Origin of the sequence: Streptomyces spongiae, from assembly GCF_009377185.1 — a bacterium.
GTDB classification, from domain to species: domain Bacteria; phylum Actinomycetota; class Actinomycetes; order Streptomycetales; family Streptomycetaceae; genus Streptomyces; species Streptomyces spongiae.
On sequence record NZ_VJZC01000024.1, the window covers coordinates 18384 to 38838 of the forward strand.

Annotated in this window: 15 protein-coding genes and 1 pseudogene; 2 read left to right on the forward strand and 14 right to left on the reverse strand. The window is 66.4% G+C overall.

Annotation, left to right across the window (positions count from 1 at the left end):
* Positions 1–6: 6 nt before the first annotated feature.
* The 9 genes from FNH08_RS06310 to FNH08_RS06350 form a co-directional block, all read right to left on the reverse strand.
* Complete coding sequence (locus tag FNH08_RS06310) at positions 7–744, reverse strand: hypothetical protein (protein ID WP_152770244.1); 738 nt, start codon at positions 742–744, stop codon at positions 7–9.
* Between the two features lie 324 nt (positions 745–1068).
* Complete coding sequence (locus FNH08_RS06315) at positions 1069–1665, reverse strand: hypothetical protein (protein WP_152770245.1); 597 nt, start codon at positions 1663–1665, stop codon at positions 1069–1071.
* Between the two features lie 152 nt (positions 1666–1817).
* Complete coding sequence (locus FNH08_RS06320) at positions 1818–2183, reverse strand: hypothetical protein (RefSeq protein ID WP_152770246.1); 366 nt, start codon at positions 2181–2183, stop codon at positions 1818–1820.
* Positions 2184–2194: 11 nt separating this feature from the next.
* The gene (locus tag FNH08_RS06325; RefSeq protein WP_152770247.1) at positions 2195–2842 is read right to left on the reverse strand and encodes a hypothetical protein; all 648 of its coding nucleotides are present in this window, start codon (positions 2840–2842) and stop codon (positions 2195–2197) included.
* 135 nt (positions 2843–2977) lie between these two features.
* The gene (locus FNH08_RS06330) at positions 2978–3532 is read right to left on the reverse strand and encodes a hypothetical protein (protein ID WP_152770248.1); all 555 of its coding nucleotides are present in this window, start codon (positions 3530–3532) and stop codon (positions 2978–2980) included.
* A 17-nt stretch (positions 3533–3549) separates the two neighbouring features.
* Positions 3550–6186, reverse strand: coding sequence for a ricin-type beta-trefoil lectin domain protein (locus FNH08_RS06335; RefSeq protein WP_322723845.1), 2637 nt, complete (start codon positions 6184–6186; stop codon positions 3550–3552).
* 410 nt (positions 6187–6596) lie between these two features.
* Complete coding sequence (locus tag FNH08_RS06340) at positions 6597–7271, reverse strand: nucleotidyl transferase AbiEii/AbiGii toxin family protein (RefSeq protein ID WP_152770263.1); 675 nt, start codon at positions 7269–7271, stop codon at positions 6597–6599.
* A 5-nt stretch (positions 7272–7276) separates the two neighbouring features.
* Positions 7277–7498, reverse strand: a complete 222-nt coding sequence (locus FNH08_RS06345) for a hypothetical protein (protein WP_322723850.1) — start codon at positions 7496–7498, stop codon at positions 7277–7279.
* A gap of 618 nt (positions 7499–8116) precedes the next feature.
* Complete coding sequence (locus FNH08_RS06350) at positions 8117–8557, reverse strand: ATP-binding protein (protein ID WP_152770250.1); 441 nt, start codon at positions 8555–8557, stop codon at positions 8117–8119.
* A 236-nt stretch (positions 8558–8793) separates the two neighbouring features.
* Here FNH08_RS06350 and FNH08_RS06355 point away from each other — a divergent pair, with 236 nt between their 5' ends.
* Positions 8794–9645, forward strand: a complete 852-nt coding sequence (locus FNH08_RS06355; protein WP_152770251.1) for a helix-turn-helix domain-containing protein — start codon at positions 8794–8796, stop codon at positions 9643–9645.
* A gap of 8 nt (positions 9646–9653) precedes the next feature.
* On the forward strand, positions 9654–9857 hold the full coding sequence (locus FNH08_RS06360) for a DUF397 domain-containing protein (RefSeq protein WP_152770252.1): 204 nt from the start codon (positions 9654–9656) through the stop codon (positions 9855–9857).
* A 187-nt stretch (positions 9858–10044) separates the two neighbouring features.
* Here the strand turns inward: FNH08_RS06360 and FNH08_RS51640 are convergent.
* The 5 genes and pseudogenes from FNH08_RS51640 to FNH08_RS06385 all read right to left on the reverse strand — a co-directional run.
* A pseudogene (locus tag FNH08_RS51640) lies at positions 10045–10340 on the reverse strand (hypothetical protein); the annotation flags it as partial.
* A gap of 38 nt (positions 10341–10378) precedes the next feature.
* The gene (locus FNH08_RS06370) at positions 10379–10978 is read right to left on the reverse strand and encodes a hypothetical protein (RefSeq protein ID WP_152770254.1); all 600 of its coding nucleotides are present in this window, start codon (positions 10976–10978) and stop codon (positions 10379–10381) included.
* A 367-nt stretch (positions 10979–11345) separates the two neighbouring features.
* Positions 11346–11843 (reverse strand): hypothetical protein, encoded by a 498-nt coding sequence (locus FNH08_RS06375; protein ID WP_152770255.1) that lies wholly within the window; start codon positions 11841–11843, stop codon positions 11346–11348.
* A gap of 433 nt (positions 11844–12276) precedes the next feature.
* Positions 12277–12600 carry a hypothetical protein gene (locus FNH08_RS06380; RefSeq protein WP_152770256.1) on the reverse strand — a complete coding sequence of 108 codons (324 nt, stop codon included), beginning with the start codon at positions 12598–12600 and terminating at the stop codon, positions 12277–12279.
* An 84-nt stretch (positions 12601–12684) separates the two neighbouring features.
* Positions 12685–20385: a ricin-type beta-trefoil lectin domain protein gene (locus tag FNH08_RS06385; protein ID WP_194238394.1), complete on the reverse strand. Its 7701-nt coding sequence runs from the start codon at positions 20383–20385 to the stop codon at positions 12685–12687.
* Between the last annotated feature and the right edge of the window lie 70 nt (positions 20386–20455).

Sequence of the window (20455 nt, forward strand, 5' to 3'; positions counted from 1 at the left end):
GAAGGATCAGGATGGGTTGTGCTGCCCGGAACCGGGTCCACCGGTCCCCATGTTCAGCACGAGTTGGGTCGTCGGGCGTAATGGTCGGCCCAGGATGACGCATCGCTGTTCGAAGTCGGAAGGGAGCCAGCCGCGGCCGAGCAGCCGCGGATGGGCGGGGAACCCGGCGAGGGCCGCGAGGACGAACAGCAGCGATGCCCACGGTGTCTGGAACTGCATGATGATGTGCGGGACGCCGTTCTCGGTGCGGTCATTGGGAAAGCTGGCCTGAAAGATGTCCGGGGCGACGAGGTCGATCGTTTCCAGGCTGGTCCAACCGAGTTCGATCCCGCAGACCGGATGGACGAAGTGGATCTTCCGCAGGGTGAGCGCGATCTCGCCGGTCCCGTCGGGGACCCATCGCGGCTGGGCGTTCAGCGCGGCGCTCCTGCGACGGGCCGCGTTGCCGAGGGCATTGCCGACCATGCTGCTGAGCACGAACGTGGTGTCACCGAACGCGACGAGATCGCTCTGTGTGAACGTACCGTCTCCCAAGGCCCGCCAGGTCAGGCGCTGGGCAGGCCCCGAGGCGAGCGCGCGATCGCCGGGTTCCAGCTTCGCGGAGGTGGCGACCAGAGGGCGCTGGTCGAGTCGGCCCTCGACGAAGTCGGCGAGGATGTCGCAGGTGTGCCACAGATACTCGTCGAGTACGGACCATGCCGACCGATGTGCGTCTCCGGGTGGAACGGGAAAAGGCTTGTCCACTGTCTCACCAACATCCCCCTGCGCCGAAGCGCTGTTGGGCACGCTTCTGATACACAACCAGCGTATGGAGTGATTCCTCCGCCACGGCAGTCCCAATCCCGTCGGTGTAGTCACTCATGAACCGTCAGGCCCCGGCACCGGGGCAGGATGGGTGCGGGGGCCATCAGGCGTTCGCATGAGGGCGTGTGCCGAATGGGCTGGTCACAGCCACTCGTTGATGGCCGTTGCGAGTACGGTTGCCTCGTAGCGGACCGCGAGCTTGTGGCGCGGTTCTTGCGGGAGGCGTACGCCTTGTCGGCGCTCACCCACCCTTTGCGGTCGGCCTCACAAGGACGCGGCGACCCGCTCCAGTGTCGAACGCGTACGTGCGTTTCCCTGCTCCGCAATCTCGACAACGGAACGTCGCACGATGTGATCAGAGCTGCCGAGCCGCACCAGTGTCGAGATCTGGTCCCCGAGTTCCGCCTCTTCCAAGGGGGTCAGTGCGGGCTGGGTACCCGCGGTAATGAACACAGGTCCGGAACTCGCGTCATCGTCCTCCAGGAAGCCATCCAGTTGTTGGTGGATGTCGAGAGCAAGTGAGGAGCACCAATCAGACCACTCGGCGATCTCGGCTCCATCATCACCAAAGAATCTGAGGACCATCTCCGAGGCCATCGCATACAGTTCGGCGATCTCCTCGGGAGCCTCCTCGAAGCGCTCCGCATCGATCCCGTCGCGCAGCCCTTCGAGGATTTCTCGCAGCCTGCGCGGCAACGTCTCGGGGTTCCATTCGCTGGGCTCCGTCAGAGAGCCGTACAGCTCAGGTGGCGCGTCCCAGGACAGGACCGGCAACACCCGGTAGACGCACATCCCGCCAGAAATGAGCGCCGCGTCCTCATCCGCCTCGGAGAGCAGACGACTGAGCGATTCATGTGACACGGCTACGTCTTCCAAAGCATCCCTCGATGATGTCCCCCTTGCCGTCCAAGGCTTCGAGGTTCGATTCCACTAGGTGTGGAGATCGCTGACGGTGTGGACCGTGGCCTGACGGATGGCCCTCGGTCTCCGTGACCTGGGCGGTCTCTTCGCCCTCACCAAGAGCGATGGTGACCTTGACCAGGTGCTTGACACCGTCGCCCTTGATCTCCGCCGTGACTCTGACGGCCGACCTCAATTCGCGCGTTGAGCATCTGCACCCACTCGTTGTCGAGACGCTCCGTATACCGCGCGGTGCCGGCGCCGGGTGCGGTCTCGATCAGGTGCAGCAATGTCCACGCAAGCCCGAAGCAGTTGTCAGGCCCGAAGAGAGTGGCCAGCGCCCGCGCCTCCTCATCCGTCACCGGTTTCGGAACACGTTCGAGCAGCCGCTGTGTTTCCTCGATCGCCTCGACCTCGGCATCCTCGGCAGGAAAGGGACCCGCGGCGACCAGATCCGCTACCTCGCACTGAAGAGGCATACGCTTCCTCGTCAGCTGAGCTTGGCGAGCTGGGCATCGACCACAGCGGACGGAACAGCGAAGTCCTTGTCGGCCCTGCCCGTGGGTACGGCGCTCAGGTAACCGACCGTGGCACCCTTGCGGAACACGACCACCTTCACCGGCGCCTTCACCCCACCCGACTCGACGACGGCACCCAGCGCCATCGCCTGATCCGCACCTTGCGGAGCGATCTCCGGGGCGACCTTCCCCACCGTCCGCTCGTCACCGTCCACCGTCACAGCAAACCCGCCGCTGCACTCGCCGACGGCCGTGCTGAGGTCGTCCATCACGCGCTGTGCCCGCTCCCCGTCGTACTCCGCGAGCACGACGGTCACGACAGTGTCCTCGCCTGACGCCTCCCGCACCACCGTGGACGCCGGACTCCCGACAGCCGTGCCCGACAGGACGTAGGCCACCGGCATGCAGGCGTTCTCCGTGACGCGCACGTCCTCCTGGCCCACGGCATCGCCAACGGCGGGTACAGCAACGGAGAAACCCTTCGCGTTCCCGCCCTCAAGGGCCGCCTTGCTCAGCCCTCCGGCTCCGGCCGCCGCGCTCGCGCTCGCCTGCGGCGCCGCCTTCAGGTTCAGCCCGTCGCCGCTGCCGCCACCGCCGCTCGCCACGTCACACGCGGACACCAAGGCGCACAGTACGGCCACCCCGCCAAGCGAAAGACGGCACACCACACCGGCTTCCTTCAATTCGAACCCCCTGGATTGCGCAGGAGAGACCATCGTCACTCCGGATGCGCTCTCAATTTTTGCAGCCTTCAGCTATACCTGATCCAGCTCCGCTAGTGAGGCAGCCATCAGGTCATCCAGCTCCGTCAGGCTTCCGGAGGAGATCGCAGACTGCAGAGCAAACCTGGCAGCGGGCCTCAAATAAGGATCATACAATCCGCACATGAGGATCAGATCAATGGCCGCACTCCGGCAATCGATATCCCTTGAGGTTTCCAATATCTCGCAATATGCGGGAAACCCTAGGGATGCCTCCTTCAGGCACCTCTCGGAAATCGTTCGCGCCGCCGTTTGAGCTGGCGCAGGGCTTCCCGACGCGATGGCGGCCAACGTCTCCAAGGACCTGGCCAAGGCATAACCGGTGAGGGTATACAGCCCATGAACGAGACACCGAGCCGCGGCAGCCGATGATTCCGACAGGAGTCCCTGTGTGACAGCCTCATCCTCGATCCGCTGAATGGCCAGGTCCACATCACCGTCGGAGGCTGCTTCACACAGGTCACAGAGCGCCGCACGCAGGATTAGCGAATCCTCGCCACCCAGGCTCTTCAGCGAACCCCAAGCATGCCTTGCGATCTCGACTTTCACGCTCTCTTCCTCTCTGGTCAGTCGAAGAGTCTAAGGGTGTCGGTTTTGAACTCTGTACCGGCCTCCGGGAACGCGTCACGCCCGTATCTGATTTCACACGAGGTGCAGATTTTCACCTGCTTGAGGAGCGTCGGCGCCTTCCTTGGGCGCACCGCAGAAGTGAAGACAATCTTGCTCGGGTCGCCTCCAAGCGCACTCACGACGCACGCCTCGGCACATGCCCCATTCCATGCGTTGGCGGCGGCCGCGAACTGCCGTGTTTCCGTATTGTAGCCAGCTGTCACTACTGCAGGCCGCTTATTGGTAGGCATTGCTCCGACTTCCCTGGCAAAACGGTCCCTTTCGCCCTGCGCCGCTGCCAGAAGTTCATCGTCCGAGAGCCCGGAACCGTCCTGCGGATTACTCGTCGTGCAGTTGTGAACCAGGACAGGTGCTGCCCCAGCCAGCACGTAGTACGTGTGAAGGTCGCTGACGGTGAGGTTGTGGACCGTGGCCGAGGTGGCCGTCCAGCGTTCGATCGCCGTGATCTGGACGTAGGTGCCGGCGCTGGTGCGCAGCCACTGGCCCGACTTCAGGTCGGTGGCGTCGATCCACTCACCCAACTCCGGTACCCAGAACGGGTGCCCGTCGGTCGCGGTGACCGTTGCCATCTTCGCGTCCTTGTCGTCACCGGTGCTGATGGTGACCTTGACCAGGTGCTTGACGCCCTCACCCTTGATCTCGGCGGTGACCGTCTCGACCGCGGTCTCGCCCGTCTTCGGGTCGGTGGCCCTAACCTTGTCGCCGTTCTTGACGTCCTCGATCGGCTTGGTGGTGCCGTCAGCCATCAGGACCATGGTGCCTGAGGCGAAGCTATTGCACTCCGGGTCAACCTTCCCCTGGCCACCATTGCCGCTGGACGACTTCGCCTTGGACTGTTTTGTCTGCGGTCTGGGGGCCTCCGCCTTCTTCGCTGCGGCCTTCTGAGTCTTCTGGACCGTATTGCCGGTCTTCTGTGCCGCCCGTTTCGCCTGTCGGGTGGCTGCTTCCTTGGCCTTCTTCTTCAGCTGGGCCGCCCGTTCAGCCGCTCGCTTCTTCGCCTCCTTGGCCTTGCGCGCCAACTCCCGCGCCTTCTTGGCCATTTCGATGATCTTGCGGGCCTTTTCCTTGGCCTTCATCAGGGCGCTGACCGCGCTCGCGATCTTCGCCGCCGCCTTCAGGACACCCGGGATCTTGCCCAGCTTCGTCCACGGGATCGCGCCGACGACCATGCTGCCGCAGGCCCACAGGTCGCCCCGGGAGAAGCAGCCGACCAGGTCGTTCCAGCCGACGAAGTCCTTCAGGGCCGCCCAGCCGACCGACATGATGACGTCCGCGATGGACGTGTTCAGCGTCTTCTTCGCCCACGACTCCGCCGAGGCCGACGGGCCGCCGTAGCCGCCGCCGTTGCCGCCCTCCGACGCCAGACCCGACGGGTCCGCGAACGTCACCGGGTTGTTCTCGCAGTACACGTAGCCGTTCATCTGGACCGGGTCGGCCAGGTCCAGGACCGGGTCCGCGGACAGGAAGCGGCCCGTCGTCGGGTCGTACTCCCTCGCGCCCAGGTGCACCAGGCCGCCGGCCGCGTCGTCGTCGCCGCCCACATAACTGCGGTGCGAACGCCAACTCGTACTCTCCGAGCGCTCCACACCGAACGGGTCGGTCTTGGAGAACTTCACGTTGTTGCCCGAGCCCAGCTTGACGTTGACGTACGCCGTGCCGTTCTGGTCCGACACCTGCGCCGACAGCTCCGCCGCACCCGAACCGATCGCATGCCGCATCACCGTCGGCGCGCCCGGCTGCGAGTAGTACCGCTCCGTGAACGCGGGCGTCTTGTTGGCGTTCAGCGAGATCGTCGCCTCACCCAGATACAGGGTGCGCTCGGTCGCCGACAGGGCCATCAGACGGGTGCCGTCACCGCCGTAGATGTACCGCGTCACCGTGTCCGGCACCCACGACTGACCCGCCGAACCGTCACACGTGTACAGCTGAAGGTCCGTACCGTCCGCCGAGTTCGCGGACGGAACATTCAGGCACTTGCCCGACGACACGTGCTTCAGGGCGCCCGTCGAGGTCGTCGTCCACTTCTGGGCATCCGCGCCCGTGCAGTCCGCGATCACCACCGCCGTGCCGTTCGCCGTGGCGCCGCCCGACGGCACCGCGCACTTGCCCATGATCTTCAGCGCGCCCGTCGAACGGTCCGACGCCCCCGCCGGCGCGTCGATCCGCAGCTTCTGCGCCTTCGTGCCGTTGCAGGTGTACAGCTGCAGCGCCGTACCCGCCGTCGTCAGACCGCCCGCCAGGTCCAGGCACTTGTTCGCCAGGCCCTTCCACGCGCCCGAACCGTTCTCACCGAAGCCCGTGACCTTGTCGACCTGGCCGTCCCACGTCCACGTCAGCGCCTGCTCGTCACCGTCGTACACGCGCTTCGTCGTGTTGCCCGCGTCGTCGTACTCCAGCGTCGTCGCCTTGGTGACCTGCGCCCCCGAATCCGCCTTGTACGTCGACGACATGCCCGTGAGGGTGTGCGGCTGGGTGCCGTCCGACGCCCCGTACGTGTACGTCGTCGTCGCGTCCTTCGACGTGTCCAGGCCCGGGTCGTGCTCGACCAGCTTCTCGGCCGACAACGTGTCCACCGACGGCAGTTGGCCCGACTCCGAGTATTCGAAGCTGTACGCGTACTCGTGGTCGTCGCCCCGTTCTCCGGGTAGACCGCCTCGACCTCACGGCCGCGCGCGTCGAACTGCCACGTCCACTCGTTGCCCCCGGAGTCCTCCGTCCTTACACGGTCCTCGCGCCAGTCGTACGAGTAGCGCGGCGAGCGGCACTCCGTACGGGCCGCGTTCGTGAACGTGTCCACCCGGACCGTACGGCCGAGCGCGTCCGAGAAGCTGCGCTGCTCTCACGGGAAGCGGCGGAGGTCCCGGACCGCGCCACCGTCGGCCAAGAGCACGCACTCACCCGCAACCGTCACCGCACTACCCGAGCCCACTGCCGCATCGATACGGAACTTCTGCGCCGTGCCGGGGATGACCGCTGAAAGTGATCAGTCCGGGTCCGGCTCCTCGTACTGCGCAGCCAGACGCTGGGCAAGGTCGTCGAGCCATTCCTGGGCCCAGGAACGCAGCTCGCGGATTCGCGTGGCATCGAGTCCGTATGCCTCGAACTCGGCGTCGCTGATCCACTCGATACTCTCCAGACGGTCGTGAAGCTCCTGCAAGTCGAACCCGTCAGGGCGACGGGCGCCCAGCCGCTCCATATCCGCAGTGCTGTACAGGTGTCGTGCCGCGTGGACATCCACAGCGTCCCGTGCAAGCCCCCGGTCGCCGAGCGCGCACACCTTGGTACCCACCAAGTCTTCGAGATCGAGTACTGGACCGATGTCCAGGAGCGCTACCGGCGGACGCCACAACACTTCTTTCAACACATCCACCTCACAGGCCTCACCGGTTGCTGAGTCCGCGGCGATGAACCGGGCCTTCAGCGGTGTCACGTCGATGAGGGTGATCTGCCAGCCACGAGCGCTGAGCCCGCCTGTCAGAGAGCCAATGATCTCCTCCAGCGTCGCCCGGTGCTCGGTGGCGAAGTCGAGATCCTGGCTGGGACGGCTGACGATGCCGTGCGCCTGAACCGCGTATCCTCCCATCAGCGCGAGTCCAAAGGGACGCCCAACGGCGAGCGCGTCCTCCAGCAGACGGCGATGGTACTCAGGCATCCGCAGCGGCATTACGCGGCGCTGCTCCGCAGCTCGGGTAGAGCGTCTTCCCAGACAGTGCGTACGCCACGACCGAGCATCCTGCGCAGGACCGGCCAGTACGAGGCCAGCAGCTCCCCATTGAGGTACTGGACGAAGTCGTCATGGCGGCCGTTGGCGAGGACCAGCCGGTACATCCCCAGCAGCAACTTCTCGTCCGCGAGATCAAAGCTGCGCAGGCCCGACCATGCCACATGCAACGGCAGCTCAACCGTGCCCGCGACCGGCCCTCGCAGCTCAACAAGACCACACGGCAACTGCTCGCGGGCCGGAGCCCAGCGGAGACCCGCAGAGTCATGCTCATCGTTTTGGGTCCGGGCCTCCGCACGACGTAGGCAAGCACCCGGGTGACCAGTACGTCCGGGGCTACAGGTGTCTCCTATACCTGAAGCCGGGACAGTCGTCCCACTGCGTCTCTCAGTCACGGCTACCAGCATAGTGTCGTTCTCCCAGGAGCTCATGCTCGTACTCCGCCAGGAACTCCCCAGTCATCCGCCAGCGCCCCCGCTCTTCCCCGCGCGAGATCCAACCGGACAGATCCGCCAGGGTCCAGCGGAACCGTCGACGCGTACAGGCTGGCCAGGCAGACGATCCGACCCGGGCGAACGGCGCCGTTCCGGTCAGTGGCAGGGAGCCCACAGGCCGCGAACACATGCCGGGCCATCTGGACCAAGCCCATGATCTTCTCGACCTGGACGTCCCACGCCCCCGTCAGCACGTGGGGTCTGGAGCCGTCCTCCTGACCGTACGAGTGCCTCGTCATCGCATTCCTCGGCGCGTCCAGAACCGAGTCGTGACCGGCTCCGACGTGATCAGCTCGCTACGGCTGCCAGGTCACACCACACGTACTTGCCCCGGCTGCCGCCTCTGGACAGAAGCTCCCAGCCCCACAGGTCGGCGCAGGAGCGGACGAGAGCCAGTCCGCGCCCATCCTCCAGATCCAGGTCGGCGAGCTGATCCACCCGGCAGGGAGGTTCTGGCGGTTCGGGGTCCGTGTCCCAGGCGCCGATCCGCAGGACGCCGTCCGCCCAGAGCACGCGGAGGGCTGCGGGGCCTTTGGTGTGGCGTACGGCGTTGGAAACCAGCTCAGTGGCGAGCAGTTCGGCGGTGTCGACGAGGCGGATGAGGCCGTGCATGGTCAGGATCAGGCGAAGCGTGCGGCGGCTGATGGTGACAGCACGGGGGTCGTTGGGGATGTGCAGCCAGTACTCCCAGGGGGCGCCGGTCAGCTGGGGGGACTCGGTTTCGGGCATGGGGCAGCTCCGTTCAGGAAGAGGGATCTCGGATGTCGAGTACGGCGGTCGTGGGCGGTGGCATTGCCGCAGCCGTCATGGCAGGACGGAGTGGTGCGCTTCCGGGATCCCGGCGTTCCGCAGTGTGTGCGTCGCATCACCGACAGTAGGGCAGCAATTTATGCCTCAGCAACCTGCTGCCGTAATCTGACACCCGAACGTGGCACGGGAGCAGAGGTGTTGAGGACGGGAGACACATGGCACCAAGGAGTCATCCGACTGCGCGACAGATGCGGCTGGGGACCGAGCTGCGCAAGCTGCGCGAGGCCGCAGGGCTGAAGGCACGTGAGGTGGCAGCGTTTCTGAACTCGACGTCGGGCCAGATGAGTCAGGTGGAAGCGGGCATCGCAGCCGTCAGCGCGGAACGTATCCGTCGTCTCGCCGCCCATTACGCCTGTTCAAACGAGGCGTTGATCGACGCGCTGGTCGCAATGGCGGGCGATCGCACGCGTGGCTGGTGGGACGAGTACCGAGGTGCCCTGCCCCAGGTGAACCTGGATGTGGCCGAGGCAGAGCACCATGCGACGTTCCTGCGGGAAGTCGTCATCACCCACGTTCCCGGGCTCCTCCAGACGCCGGACTATGCGCGCGCGGTCTTCAGGTACATGCGTCCGGAGCTACCTGAGAGCGAATTGGCTCCCAGGGTCGAACATCGGATGAAGCGTCGCGCCGTCATCGAGGGCGACAGCCCAACTCCGTACGAGACGGTCATCCATGAGTTCGCTTTGCGCGTCCGCGTGGCCGACCGCAGGGCATCCCTTACTCAACTCCGCCTCATCCTCGATCAGATCGAACGGGGCCACGTCACCGTACGTGTCATCCCGACCGACCAGGACGGCTTCGCTGGGTCCGACGCCTCAATGATGTACATGGGCGGTCCCGTTCCCCAACTGGACACCGGGCTCCGCGATGCCCCCACAGGGACCATGTTCATCGATGCAGAAACACAGTTGGAGCGACTCCGAACACTCTTTCGTAAAGTGGAGAAAGCGTCGCTGGAACCCACGGCGTCACGGGACTTCATCCACCGCTTGACGAAGGAGCTGTGAGGCGCCCCATGAACCACGCCCTGCACTGGCAAAGGTCCTCGTTCTCAGGTGGTGGCGAAGGCAACACCTGCGTCGAACTGGCGGCTGCCCCCGGCATCATCCACCTCCGCGAAAGCGACACCCCGCACACCGAAGTCACCACCGCTCCCGCTCCCCTTGCCTGCCTCCTCCTGGGCATAAAACTCGGCAGGCTCGCCGCACCCTCCGCATGACGTGACACACGGCCAGTGACAGCAAGTGTCCGCTGAGTCCCACGGAAGCCCGCGCCGACCACGCGTTTCCAAAGCCGCCGGGAGACTCAGCGCCCACATCTCTTGTGCGGGGTTGAAGCGGATGGTTCTTGTTGTCCACCCGCGTCGTGCCCCCGGCGGCCAACCGTGTCCGGCGGAGGCGTGACCACTACTGCACGTCGACGAAGTCGGTGGCGCTCTTCGCACTGCCGGTGGTCGAGTTGCCGTAGTACGCCCAGCGCCAGTCACCGTCCTTGGAGGCGGTGACCGTGGTCTTGAGGCCGCCGGTGCTGCTGGAGGTGATCTTCTTGACGGTCGTGAAGGAACTCGCCCCCTTCTCACGGAACTGAAGGCTCACCGTGCGACCGCTGTAACCGGCACACTTGCGGGTGTTCCAGTTGGCTCGGGTGATCTTCCCGGAAGGGTGATCTTCTTGCCCCTGGTGACCGGCTCCGGGGAGCCATCGGAGAGGCTCTCGCAGGAACTACCTGCAGGAGCGAGCGTCATGCTCCCGAACCCGCGTCCTCCGCCGTATAGCACTTCTCGATCACCTCGGCGTAAGCCTGCGCGAATTCCTCGCTTCTGGTCAGGGCGACGGCTCCGCCAAAGTCTTCCTGCATATCGCGCGTCCGAGCGTCCGCCTCCATGGCTGCGAGCTCCGCGGGCTCCCAGTCAGAGGACGGGTACTCTGCTCGCCCCATCTCCTCGTGCGCCTCGGCAAGTTCTTCCGCGTGCTCGAAGGCGCGGGACAAAAGTGCTGGTCGGTTCGGTGTCTGGAGGAACTCAAGCACCTCGTCGGCGAACACCAGGTGATCGAAGATTTCAGTCTCGAAGGGCGGACCGTCAGGGTCGCTGCCCTCAAGGACCTCGCTCAGAGAATCCTTGATCTCCTCCAGGTCGATGCTGCCGCCGCCCTGGCTGAGAATGGACCTCGCCGCCTCCACCACGCTCGCCAGAGCCATGCGGCTCTGTTCGAACCACGGGGAAAACTTGGGGTCCTGGTAGAAGCTGCAGTACCTCACCAGGAGCAATGCGCCCACGCGTTGAAGGTCATCCGTCTCTCGTACAGATGCCCGCTCGACAGCCTCATTGATATCAATCACGAACTGAACATCCTTTCACCCATCCGACACCTGCGCCCACAGCTCGGGCGTACTGGCCCCGATCCACGTGCCGCATCACCTTCGGCGAACAGCACATGGGGCGGTGACCGGTGACGTCGTTGACCTGCCGTGATCTGGAGTTCATAGGAAGCCATGTGCTGCTCGACCAGGTCGGTGGCGACATGGCTGCTCCGGCTGCAGTGAGCATCATCCGCCGCGACGCGGAAGGAGACGACAGGGCCAGGAGGCCCGACACGACGATGTGGAGGGTGCTTCTGGGCAAGGATGGTCCTCGATACTTGCCTTCAAACGGAGTCGGCTCCGGGCATCCCGGAGCCAAGACTGACAGGAAGACAGCCAAGTCAGATCACTGGAGCTTGGCGAGCTGGGCATCGACCACGGCGTGAGGAACAGCGAAGTCCTTGCCGGCCTTGCCCGTCGGCACGGCGCTGATGTAGCCGACCGTGGCGCCCTTGCGGAACACGACCACCTTCACCGGCGCCTTCACCCCACCCGACTCGACGACCGCTCCCAGCGCCATCGCCTGATCGGCGCCCGGCGGCGCGATCTCCGGGGCGACTTTCCCGACCGTCCGCTCGTCACCGTCCACGGTCACGGTGAAGCCGCCGGCGCACTCGGCGACGGCCGTGCTGAGGTCGTCCATCGCGCTCTGTGCCCGCTCCCCCTCGTACTGCGCGAGCACGACGGTCACGGCAGCGTCCTCGCCGGACGCCTCACGCACCACCATGGACGTCAGCCCCCCGACAACCGTGCCCGACAGGACGTAGGCCACCGGCGCACAGGTGTTCTCCGTGACCCGCACGTCCCGCTGCCCAAGCGCATCACCGGCAGCGGGTACGGCCACGGAAAAACCCTTCGCATCCCCGCCCCCGAGAGCCGCCTCACCCAGCCCCGCGGCTTCAGCACCCGGGCTGGCACTCGCCTGCTGCGGCGACTTCAGGTTCAGCCCGTCGCCGCCACCCCCACCACCGCTCGTCACATCGCACGCGGACACCAACACGCATGAAGCGACCGCCGCTTGCACCCACAGCCGACGCACGCTTGCTCCTCGCCTGCCGTGTCTCATCCCAAGATCTGTGGCCATTCCCGCCTACCGATTCCGGGGCACCTATTCGACGTGTTCCCCGTCCAGCAACCCCAGGTTCACGCGGAGCCTTCTGGCTGCGACTCCGATATCACCTGTACATGGAGAAATTACTCAGCGCGCTTCGAGGCCCTGGTTCATGGCAAGCCGGACTGCCGACAGAAGATCGACGGTTTCAGGATTCTCGAACGCATCACCGGTCCGCCAACAAAGCCCGAAGATGCCTAACCTCAGCCACGAGGCGCGGTACAGCCTCTCGCGCCATTGCAATGAAGGCTGCGTTTTCATCCCAACGCTCATCGCCAGAGTCGACATAGCGCGGATGTTGCACCAGCGTCGCAGCCACCATTTCCCGGTGATCGAATTCCGGCCACCTCTCGGCTCGACCAGTATCGGGAGTGACACTTACCGCGACGAGATTCATGGCAGAGTCATCATCCAAGGCCCTGACGAACCAAGGCCCCGGAGTAGCTGCAGAGCAGAGATCCTGGATTTCTTCAAGCTCATCTTCACGCATACAACAGCCACCTTCTACTGGCGCACTTACTCACTTGAGGGTGACACACGAGCGATCAATGCGCCACCCTCACTTCACGCCCTACTAATATCGCTCACTCGAATACCCAAGCCTCTCGATATTCTTGTAGAACCTCTTGTCGTTGGTGATGATAGACAATCCGTCCTGTATCGCTGAATGCAAGACCGCGGCATCATCATCAGCGATCATTGGATTGAAGGACTTGCCCTTCCACATGGCCTTGAGGCGAGCTTGCAGGGAAGCAACACCCTCGCTAGTGGCAGCAGGTCCCATTCGCCCTCCTCGCGCAGACAGCCAGGCACCGATGTCCTCAGCCGAGTGGCCGCCTTCGAGCAGTTCGCGATGAGCCGTCGGGGAAAGGACGGGTGCACGCCCTGCCAAGGCAGTGTCCACTTCAGCAGTCCTGGCGCCAGACAGCGCATCCGTCACAGCATTCGTGTCGACTGCCACCTCGCCGCAGTTGTGGACGAGGACCGGCGTGGCTCCCGCCAGCACATAGTACGTGTGGAGGTCGCTGACGGTGAGGTTGTGGACCGTGGTCGAAGCTGCTGTCCAGCGCTCGATCGCCGTGACCTGGACGTAGGTGCCGGCGCTGGTGCGCAGCCACTGGCCCGCCTTCAGGTCCTTGGCATCGATCCACTCGCCGAGCTCCGGGACCCAGAAGGGGTGTCCATCGGTGGCCGTCACCTCAGCGGTCTTGTCGCTCTTCTCGTCGTCGCCGACCGCGATGGTGACCTTGACCAGGTGCTTGACGCCCTCGCCCTTGATCTCCGCCGTGACCGTCTCGACGCTGGTCTCACCCGTCTTCGGGTCGGTGGCCAGGACCTTGTCGCCGTTCTTGACCTTCTCGATCGGCTTGGTGGTGCCATCCGCCATCAAGACCGGGGTGCCGGGGGTGAAGCTGTTGGCCTCGTCCTTGGAGCAGCTACCGCCGCCACCTCCTCCTGACGACGACTCCTCCTTCGCCCTGGCTTGCCGCGGCTTCGGCTCCGCCTTCTTCGCTGCCGCCTTCTGAGTCTTCTGGACCGTGTTGCCGGTCTTCTGTGCCGCCCGTTTCGCCTTCCGGGTGGCTGCTTCCTGGGCCTTCTTCCTCAGTTGCGCGGCCTTCGCCGCCGCTCGCTTCTTCGCCTCCTTGGCCTTGCGCGCCAACTCCCGCGCCTTCTTGGCCATTTCGATGATCTTGCGGGCCTTTTCCTTGGCCTTCATCAGGGCGCTGACCGCGCTCGCGATCTTCGCCGCCGCCTTCAGGACACCCGGGATCTTGCCCAGCTTCGTCCACGGGATCGCGCCGACGACCATGCTGCCGCAGGCCCACAGGTCGCCCCGGGAGAAGCAGCCGACCAGGTCGTTCCAGCCGACGAAGTCCTTCAGGGCCGCCCAGCCGACCGACATGATGACGTCCGCGATGGACGTGTTCAGCGTCTTCTTCGCCCACGACTCCGCCGAGGCCGACGGGCCGCCGTAGCCGCCGCCGTTGCCGCCCTCCGACGCCAGACCCGAAGGGTCCGCGAACGTCACCGGGTTGTTCTCGCAGTACACGTAGCCGTTCATCTGGACCGGGTCGGCCAGGTCCAGGACCGGGTCCGCGGACAGGAAGCGGCCCGTCGTCGGGTCGTACTCCCTCGCGCCCAGGTGCACCAGGCCGCCGGCCGCGTCGTCGTCGCCGCCCACATAACTGCGGTGCGAACGCCAACTCGTACTCTCCGAGCGCTCCACACCGAACGGGTCGGTCTTGGAGAACTTCACGTTGTTGCCCGAGCCGAGCTTCACGTTGACGTACGCCGTGCCGTTCTGGTCCGACACCTGCGCCGACAGCTCCGCCGCACCCGAACCGATCGCATGCCGCATCACGGTCGGCGCGCCCGGCTGCGAGTAGTACCGCTCCGTGAACGCGGGCGTCTTGTTGGCGTTCAGCGAGATCGTCGCCTCACCCAGATACAGGGTGCGCTCAGTCGCCGACAGGGCCATCAGACGGGTGCCGTCACCGCCGTAGATGTACCGCGTCACCGTGTCCGGCACCCACGACTGACCCGCCGAACCGTCACACGTGTACAGCTGAAGGTCCGTACCGTCCGCCGAGTTCGCGGACGGAACATTCAGGCACTTGCCCGACGACACGTGCTTCAGGGCGCCCGTCGAGGTCGTCGTCCACTTCTGGGCGTCCGCGCCCGTGCAGTCCGCGATCACCACCGGCGTGCCGTTCGCCGTGGCGCCGGCCGACGGCACCGCGCACTTGCCCATGATCTTCAGCGCGCCCGTCGAACGGTCCGACGCCCCCGCCGGCGCGTCGATCCGCAGCTTCTGCGCCTTCGTGCCGTTGCAGGTGTACAGCTGCAGCGCCGTACCCGCCGTCGTCAGACCGCCCGCCAGGTCCAGGCACTTGTTCGCCAGGCCCTTCCACGCGCCCGAACCGTTCTCACCGAAGCCCGTGACCTTGTCGACCTGGCCGTCCCACGTCCACGTCAGCGCCTGCTCGTCGCCGTCGTACGTCCGCTTCGTCGTGTTGCCCGCGTCGTCGTACTCCAGCGTCGTCGCCTTGGTGACCTGCGCCCCCGAATCCGCCTTGTACGTCGAGGACATGCCCGTGAGGGTGTGCGGCTGGGTGCCGTCCGACGCCCCGTACGTGTACGTCGTCGTCGCGTCCTTCGACGTGTCCAGACCCGGGTCGTGCTCGACCAGCTTCTTGCGGTTGCCCAGCGCGTCGTACTCGTACGTCTGCCAGTAACCCGCGTTCGCCGCCGTGACGTTGGTCGTGCCGTCGTCGTACTTCGGGGCCGCCGTCGACTTGCCGGAAGCCGTGCAGGCCGACGGCGCCGTCCATGCCTCCGTCAGCTGGCCCAGCGCGTCGTACGTGAAGCACTGGCGGTCCGTCACCGAGTTCGAGGTGTCCGCGATCGACGTGACGTTGCCGGCCGGGTCGTAGGCGTACGCACGGGAGTTGACCCGGTGGCCCGTCACCGCCGTCGTGTCGCTGGTCGACTCGCGGTCGACGATGCTCCGCTGCAGCTCACCCGTCGCCTCGTCGAACAGGTTCGTCGTCCAAACCCGGTTGGGGTGCTCACCGCTGGCCGTGCGCAGCACCTGACCGTACGGGGAGTACGAGGTCTGCGCCGTGTACCACTCCAGGCCCGACGTCGAGACCGGCAGACCGTCCTCGTTGTAGCGGATGACCAGCTTCTCGGAGGGCAGGGTGCCCACCGACGGCAGGTTCACCGACTCCAGTTGGCCCGAGTCCGAGTAGTCGAAGCTGTAGGCGTACTCCTTCTGCAGGCCGGTCGCGGTCGCGACGGACTCGGGGATCGTGATGCGCTTGCCCAGCGGCTGGTAGTCCGCCGTGTAGCCCGTCACCGACGTCGTGAACGCCAGCCCGTCCGTGTAGCGGGTCTGCGACGTGGGCAGGCCCGTGCCGCCGATCAGCGTGTCGTACTCCGTGGACGCCAGGAGCGTGCCGGTCGAGGAGTTCTCGCGCTGCTCGACCGGGCGGGACAGCTTGTCGTACTTCGTCCACACCGTGGCGTTCTCGTCGGTGACCGTCTCCGGCCGGTTCAGGACGTCGTACGTCGTGGACGTCGTCCCCGTGTCCGGGTCGACCGCCTCGACCTCACGGCCGCGCGCGTCGTACTGCCAGGTCCACTCGTTCCCCTCGGAGTCCTCCGCCTTCACGCGGTCCCCGCGCCAGTCGTACGTGTAGCGCGTCGACCGGTACTCGGTGCGGGCAGCGTTCGTGAAGGTGTCCACCCGGGTCGTGCGGCCCTGCGCGTCCGAGTAGCTGCGCTGCACCGCGCCACCCGACGGCGGGATCACCGTGGAGTAGTCGTCCCCGTACGCGTAACGCGTCTGCTTGGCCGTGCTCTCGGTGCCGTGCAGGTACGGCGTCTCCGTCAGGGTGCGGCCCAGGCCGTCGTACGAGTACAGCGTGGCGTTGGGGACCTGGTAGTCCGAGTCCAGCTCGAACAGCGTCGTCGAGGCGTCGCCCGTGGCGTAGTACGCGTTGTTCGTCTGGGCGATCGTGCCGTTGGCGCTGTAGAGGACGTCCGTGATCAGGCGGCCCTTGCCGACCGCCGGTTCCTGCTTCTGGCGTTCGCGGCCCAGGCCGTCGTAGATGACGGTGGAGGTCTCGTAGTCGCCCTCCTTGGTCAGCGCCTCCGTCGTCACCGAGACCGGCTGGCCGATCGTGGTGTCGTACGTGAACTTCGCCGACGGGGACTTGGACGTGGACCGGGTCGGGGCCCAGGCCTGCATGGTGCGGCCGAGCGCGTCGTAGGTGAAGGTGGTCGTCTTGCCGTTGGCGTCCGTCTCCTTCAGGGACACGCCGCGGGCCGGCTCCAGGACGGTCGTCTCGCTCTGGTCGAGCGCGTTGGTCGTCCTGACCTCGTACACCTGGCCGGTGGAGGGGGTGTAGGCGGTCTTGTCGACGTTGCCCGCCGCGTCCGTCGTGGACGTGGTGCGGCCGTAGTCGTCGTACGCGACCTTCCCGTCCTGCGTCCAGCTGCCGCCGTTGCCGCTGACCGCCCAGGTCGTCGTCGCCGAGCCCGAGGCCGGGGTGTCGCCGTACGCGCCGTTGTCGTAGGCGACCCGCGAGCCGTCCATCCAGTCCTCGGCCGTGGGGGTCTCCCCACAGTCACCGGCGGTGGTCAGCGTCTGCTTGGGCAGGCCGATCAGGTGCTTGTCCGTGTTGTGGACGTAGCTCATCTCGGTGCACGTCTCGTCCCCGCCCTTGTCGGTGTCGCCGAGCGACTCGACCTTGACGGGCAGGCCGTACGTGTCCTCGTACGTGGTGGACGTCTTCAGCACGCGCCAGGTGCGCTTGTCGTCTCCCGTGCCCGAGGAGTTGGTCACCGAGATGCTGTGGCCGTCCAGGACGCGGTAGGCCTTGAGGGCCGGGATGCCGCCGGAGCGGGTACGGGTGGCGAGGACCGTGGCCGTCGGGTAGTCGACGTCACGGGTCAGAAGGGAGCCGCCCTTCTTCGTGTACGTCATCGTCTCGGCGACCCGGCCCGCGAAGGGCTCCTTGTCGAGCGCGATCGTCGAGCCGTTGGAGTCGGTGACCGTGACCTCGCGGGTGCCCTGGTCGCCCGGCAGCTTGTCGCCGTGCATACCGCGGAAGTAGCGGGTCTCCGTCATGCCGCGCTCGGTGGACATGTAGGCGGTGGAGGAGTCCGCGCCCGTGTAGGTCCGGACCCGGGAGAAGCCGCGCCACTGGTCGTACGTGCGCGTCTTCTTCTTGCTGAACTCCGCCTGGTTCAGCGCCCAGGCCGCGCCGTCCAGGTAGTCGTACTCGGTCGTGACCGCGTCGACCCCGGTGAGGGCCGGCAGTTCCTGGACCTTCTCGACGACGTACTTGTGGAACCAGTCGATGGTCTCCTTGTCGGGGTCCGGGTTCCAGTAAACCGGGTAGCAGAGGCCCTTGTTGTCCTCGACGTCCGGGAAGCCGCTGCCCGTCTTGCAGGCGCCCTCCGGCGACTTGTACGTGATGTCGGTCTCGCCGCCGTACTCGCTGACGATCCGGGTGATGCGCAGGCGGTCGAAGGCGGGGTTCGGGTCGTTCGAGCCCTCCTTGACGCGGTTCGGCATCGGCTGGCTGTTGGCGAGGAAGCGGACCGGGTTGAGAGCGATCGCCTCGCTCTCGGTGTCGTAGCCGGTACGGGTGATCGACTCCAGCCACAGCGCCACACCCTCGTCGGTGAGGTCGGCGGGCAGGGACTGCTGGAGCTTGAAGCTGTCCACCTTGGCCAGGGCCGTCGAGCCCTGGGTGCGCTGTGCCCACGTCGTCACCTGGGAGAGGCGCTTGCGCGACCAGAAGGTGGGGACGGGGACGTAGCACTCCTTGCCCTTGGCGCAGTACAGGTCGGCCGGCGTGTCGTACCAGATGCGGTTCTTGCCGAAGTCGCCCGAGGTGAAGTTGTCCTCGGTGCAGGCGAGTTCGCCCTCCTTGAAGCAGCGCTCGTCGACGTCGAAGGTGACCTTGGCGATGGGGGCGGCGAACAGGGCGCCGGTGCGCAGGCCGTACTCGATCTTCGTCAGGTAGCCGCCGCGGTCGTAGGCGACGGACGCCTTGAACTTCTCGTTCTTGGCGTAGTAGTTGGTCTCCTTCTCCCACCACAGCGTCATCGCGTTGCCGTCGGTGTCGACGACGTAGTCGAGGTTCCAGCGCCATGCCTGGTCGCAGAAGGAACCGGCGAAGTCACCGGACTTGTAGCAGGGTTCGCCGCTCTGGTTGCCGGCGACGGGGGCGGCGAGGACGGAGTTCGTCGTCGGGTCGCCGCTCGCCCAGCCGGGCAGCTTGTGGCGGCCGAAGTAGTACTGGGTGCCGTCGCGGGTGGTGACACGCCAGTACTCGCCGTCGGCGTCACCGTTGCCGAGGTCGGTGTTCTTCAGCAGTTCGACGCGGGAGCCGTCGCCGTTGGCGGTGACCCACTTGTCGCTCGTGGGGTCGGCGCCGTCGGGCAGGACCAGTTCGGTCGTCTGGCCACCGAGGGTCATGACCGCGTTGTACGAGCCCCAGCACTGGTCGCTGGTCTTCTTGGTGTTGTTGCCGTCCGTCCGGTCGTCGCGGCAGGACTTGTACGTGCGGGTGATGGAGCCCGCGTTGTACTCCCAGCCGTCGCCGATCCAGGAGGGCTGGTTGTTGGAGGCGGACGTACGGCCGTCCACACCCTGCGAGTTGTAGCCGAAGGAGACGGACGGTGAGGGGCCGCCGGGGACGGTCGGGGTCTGCAGCGTGTACGAGTACGTGAAGCCGCCCGAGTTGCCGCCGGCCGACCATGAACCGGCGCTGACCAGCGGGGTCGCGCCGAAGTCACCCTTCGAGCCGCTGCCGGAGTCGGTGGCGAGCAGGACGGAGGAGCCCGAGCCGTCGGCGGTGGCGGCGGCCAGGGTGGCCAGGCGTGCCTGGGGTTCGTCGCGGTACACGGCGTCGCTGACCGTGCCCTTGTCAGAGGCGGAGGCGGTGGAGGCATCCGTGGAGGACTCGGTGGAGGTGCCGCCGGCCGCCAGGGCCTCGACGTCCATGGTGGCGAGGATGCGGCGCTCGTACACCGGCTTGCCGTCGCTGTCGGTGCCGGTCTGGTCGACCACGTTGTCGGTGCTGACCTCGGTGGGCTCGGAGCAGCCCTCGGTGTCCGGGGTGGTCAGGAAGCAGGACGGGTACTGGGCGAAGGACAGCCGGTCGGCCCAGTTGGCGCCGTACAGCTCCGAGAAGTCGGTGTAGTCGAGGGCGATCACGGCGTCGCCGGTTGCCTCGGCGGGCGGGGTGACCGTGAGCGCCATGCCCTCGATGGCGGTGTCGGCGAGCTCGTCCTGGCCCGCGAGGGAGACCTGCCACTCGCCCTCCAGTGCGGCGGCCTCGGTGGCGGTGGCGTCCTCGGGGGCGCCGACCTCGACGGGGAGGTCCACACCGTCCTGGCTGACCGGCACCAGCTCGCCGGGGGTGAGACCGGAGAGGTTCTCCGTCACCGTGCCGCCGGCGGGGGCGGTGACCTTGGCCGGGTCGTACTCCGCCGGGTCCTCGGCCTCGGCCGTGGTCAGTTCGGCGAGCTTTCCGCCGTTCTCGCCCTCGGCCTTGTCGGAGGCGGGCAGGTCGACCAGGTCGACACCGCTGCGGTCGTCGTCGGGCGGCAGCGCGGAGGCACCGGGTACGACGCCGACCAGGAGCGCGACGGCGACGGCGCCGACCACTCCGGCGCGCAGCCGCGCCCGTCTCCGGCGCTCGGCACGTTTCCCCGCGAGCCGTCCCCGGCCGCACCACGACAGCGTTCCCCACATAGCGCGGCCCCCCGCTCTCTGCATTTGACGAGCACGAACTCTCCGGCACGTCTTCACGGAAAGTCAACAA

What these genes read in the sequence shown, in the direction of transcription:
- FNH08_RS06355 (WP_152770251.1), top strand. Translation starts at nt 8,794, where the DNA reads ATGGCACCAAGGAGTCATCCGACTGCGCGACAGATGCGGCTGGGGACC.
- FNH08_RS06350 (WP_152770250.1), bottom strand. Translation starts at nt 8,557, where the DNA reads ATGCCCGAAACCGAGTCCCCCCAGCTGACCGGCGCCCCCTGGGAGTAC.
- FNH08_RS06360 (WP_152770252.1), top strand. Translation starts at nt 9,654, where the DNA reads ATGAACCACGCCCTGCACTGGCAAAGGTCCTCGTTCTCAGGTGGTGGC.
- FNH08_RS06385 (WP_194238394.1), bottom strand. Translation starts at nt 20,385, where the DNA reads ATGTGGGGAACGCTGTCGTGGTGCGGCCGGGGACGGCTCGCGGGGAAA.
- FNH08_RS06380 (WP_152770256.1), bottom strand. Translation starts at nt 12,600, where the DNA reads ATGCGTGAAGATGAGCTTGAAGAAATCCAGGATCTCTGCTCTGCAGCT.
- FNH08_RS06320 (WP_152770246.1), bottom strand. Translation starts at nt 2,183, where the DNA reads ATGCCTCTTCAGTGCGAGGTAGCGGATCTGGTCGCCGCGGGTCCCTTT.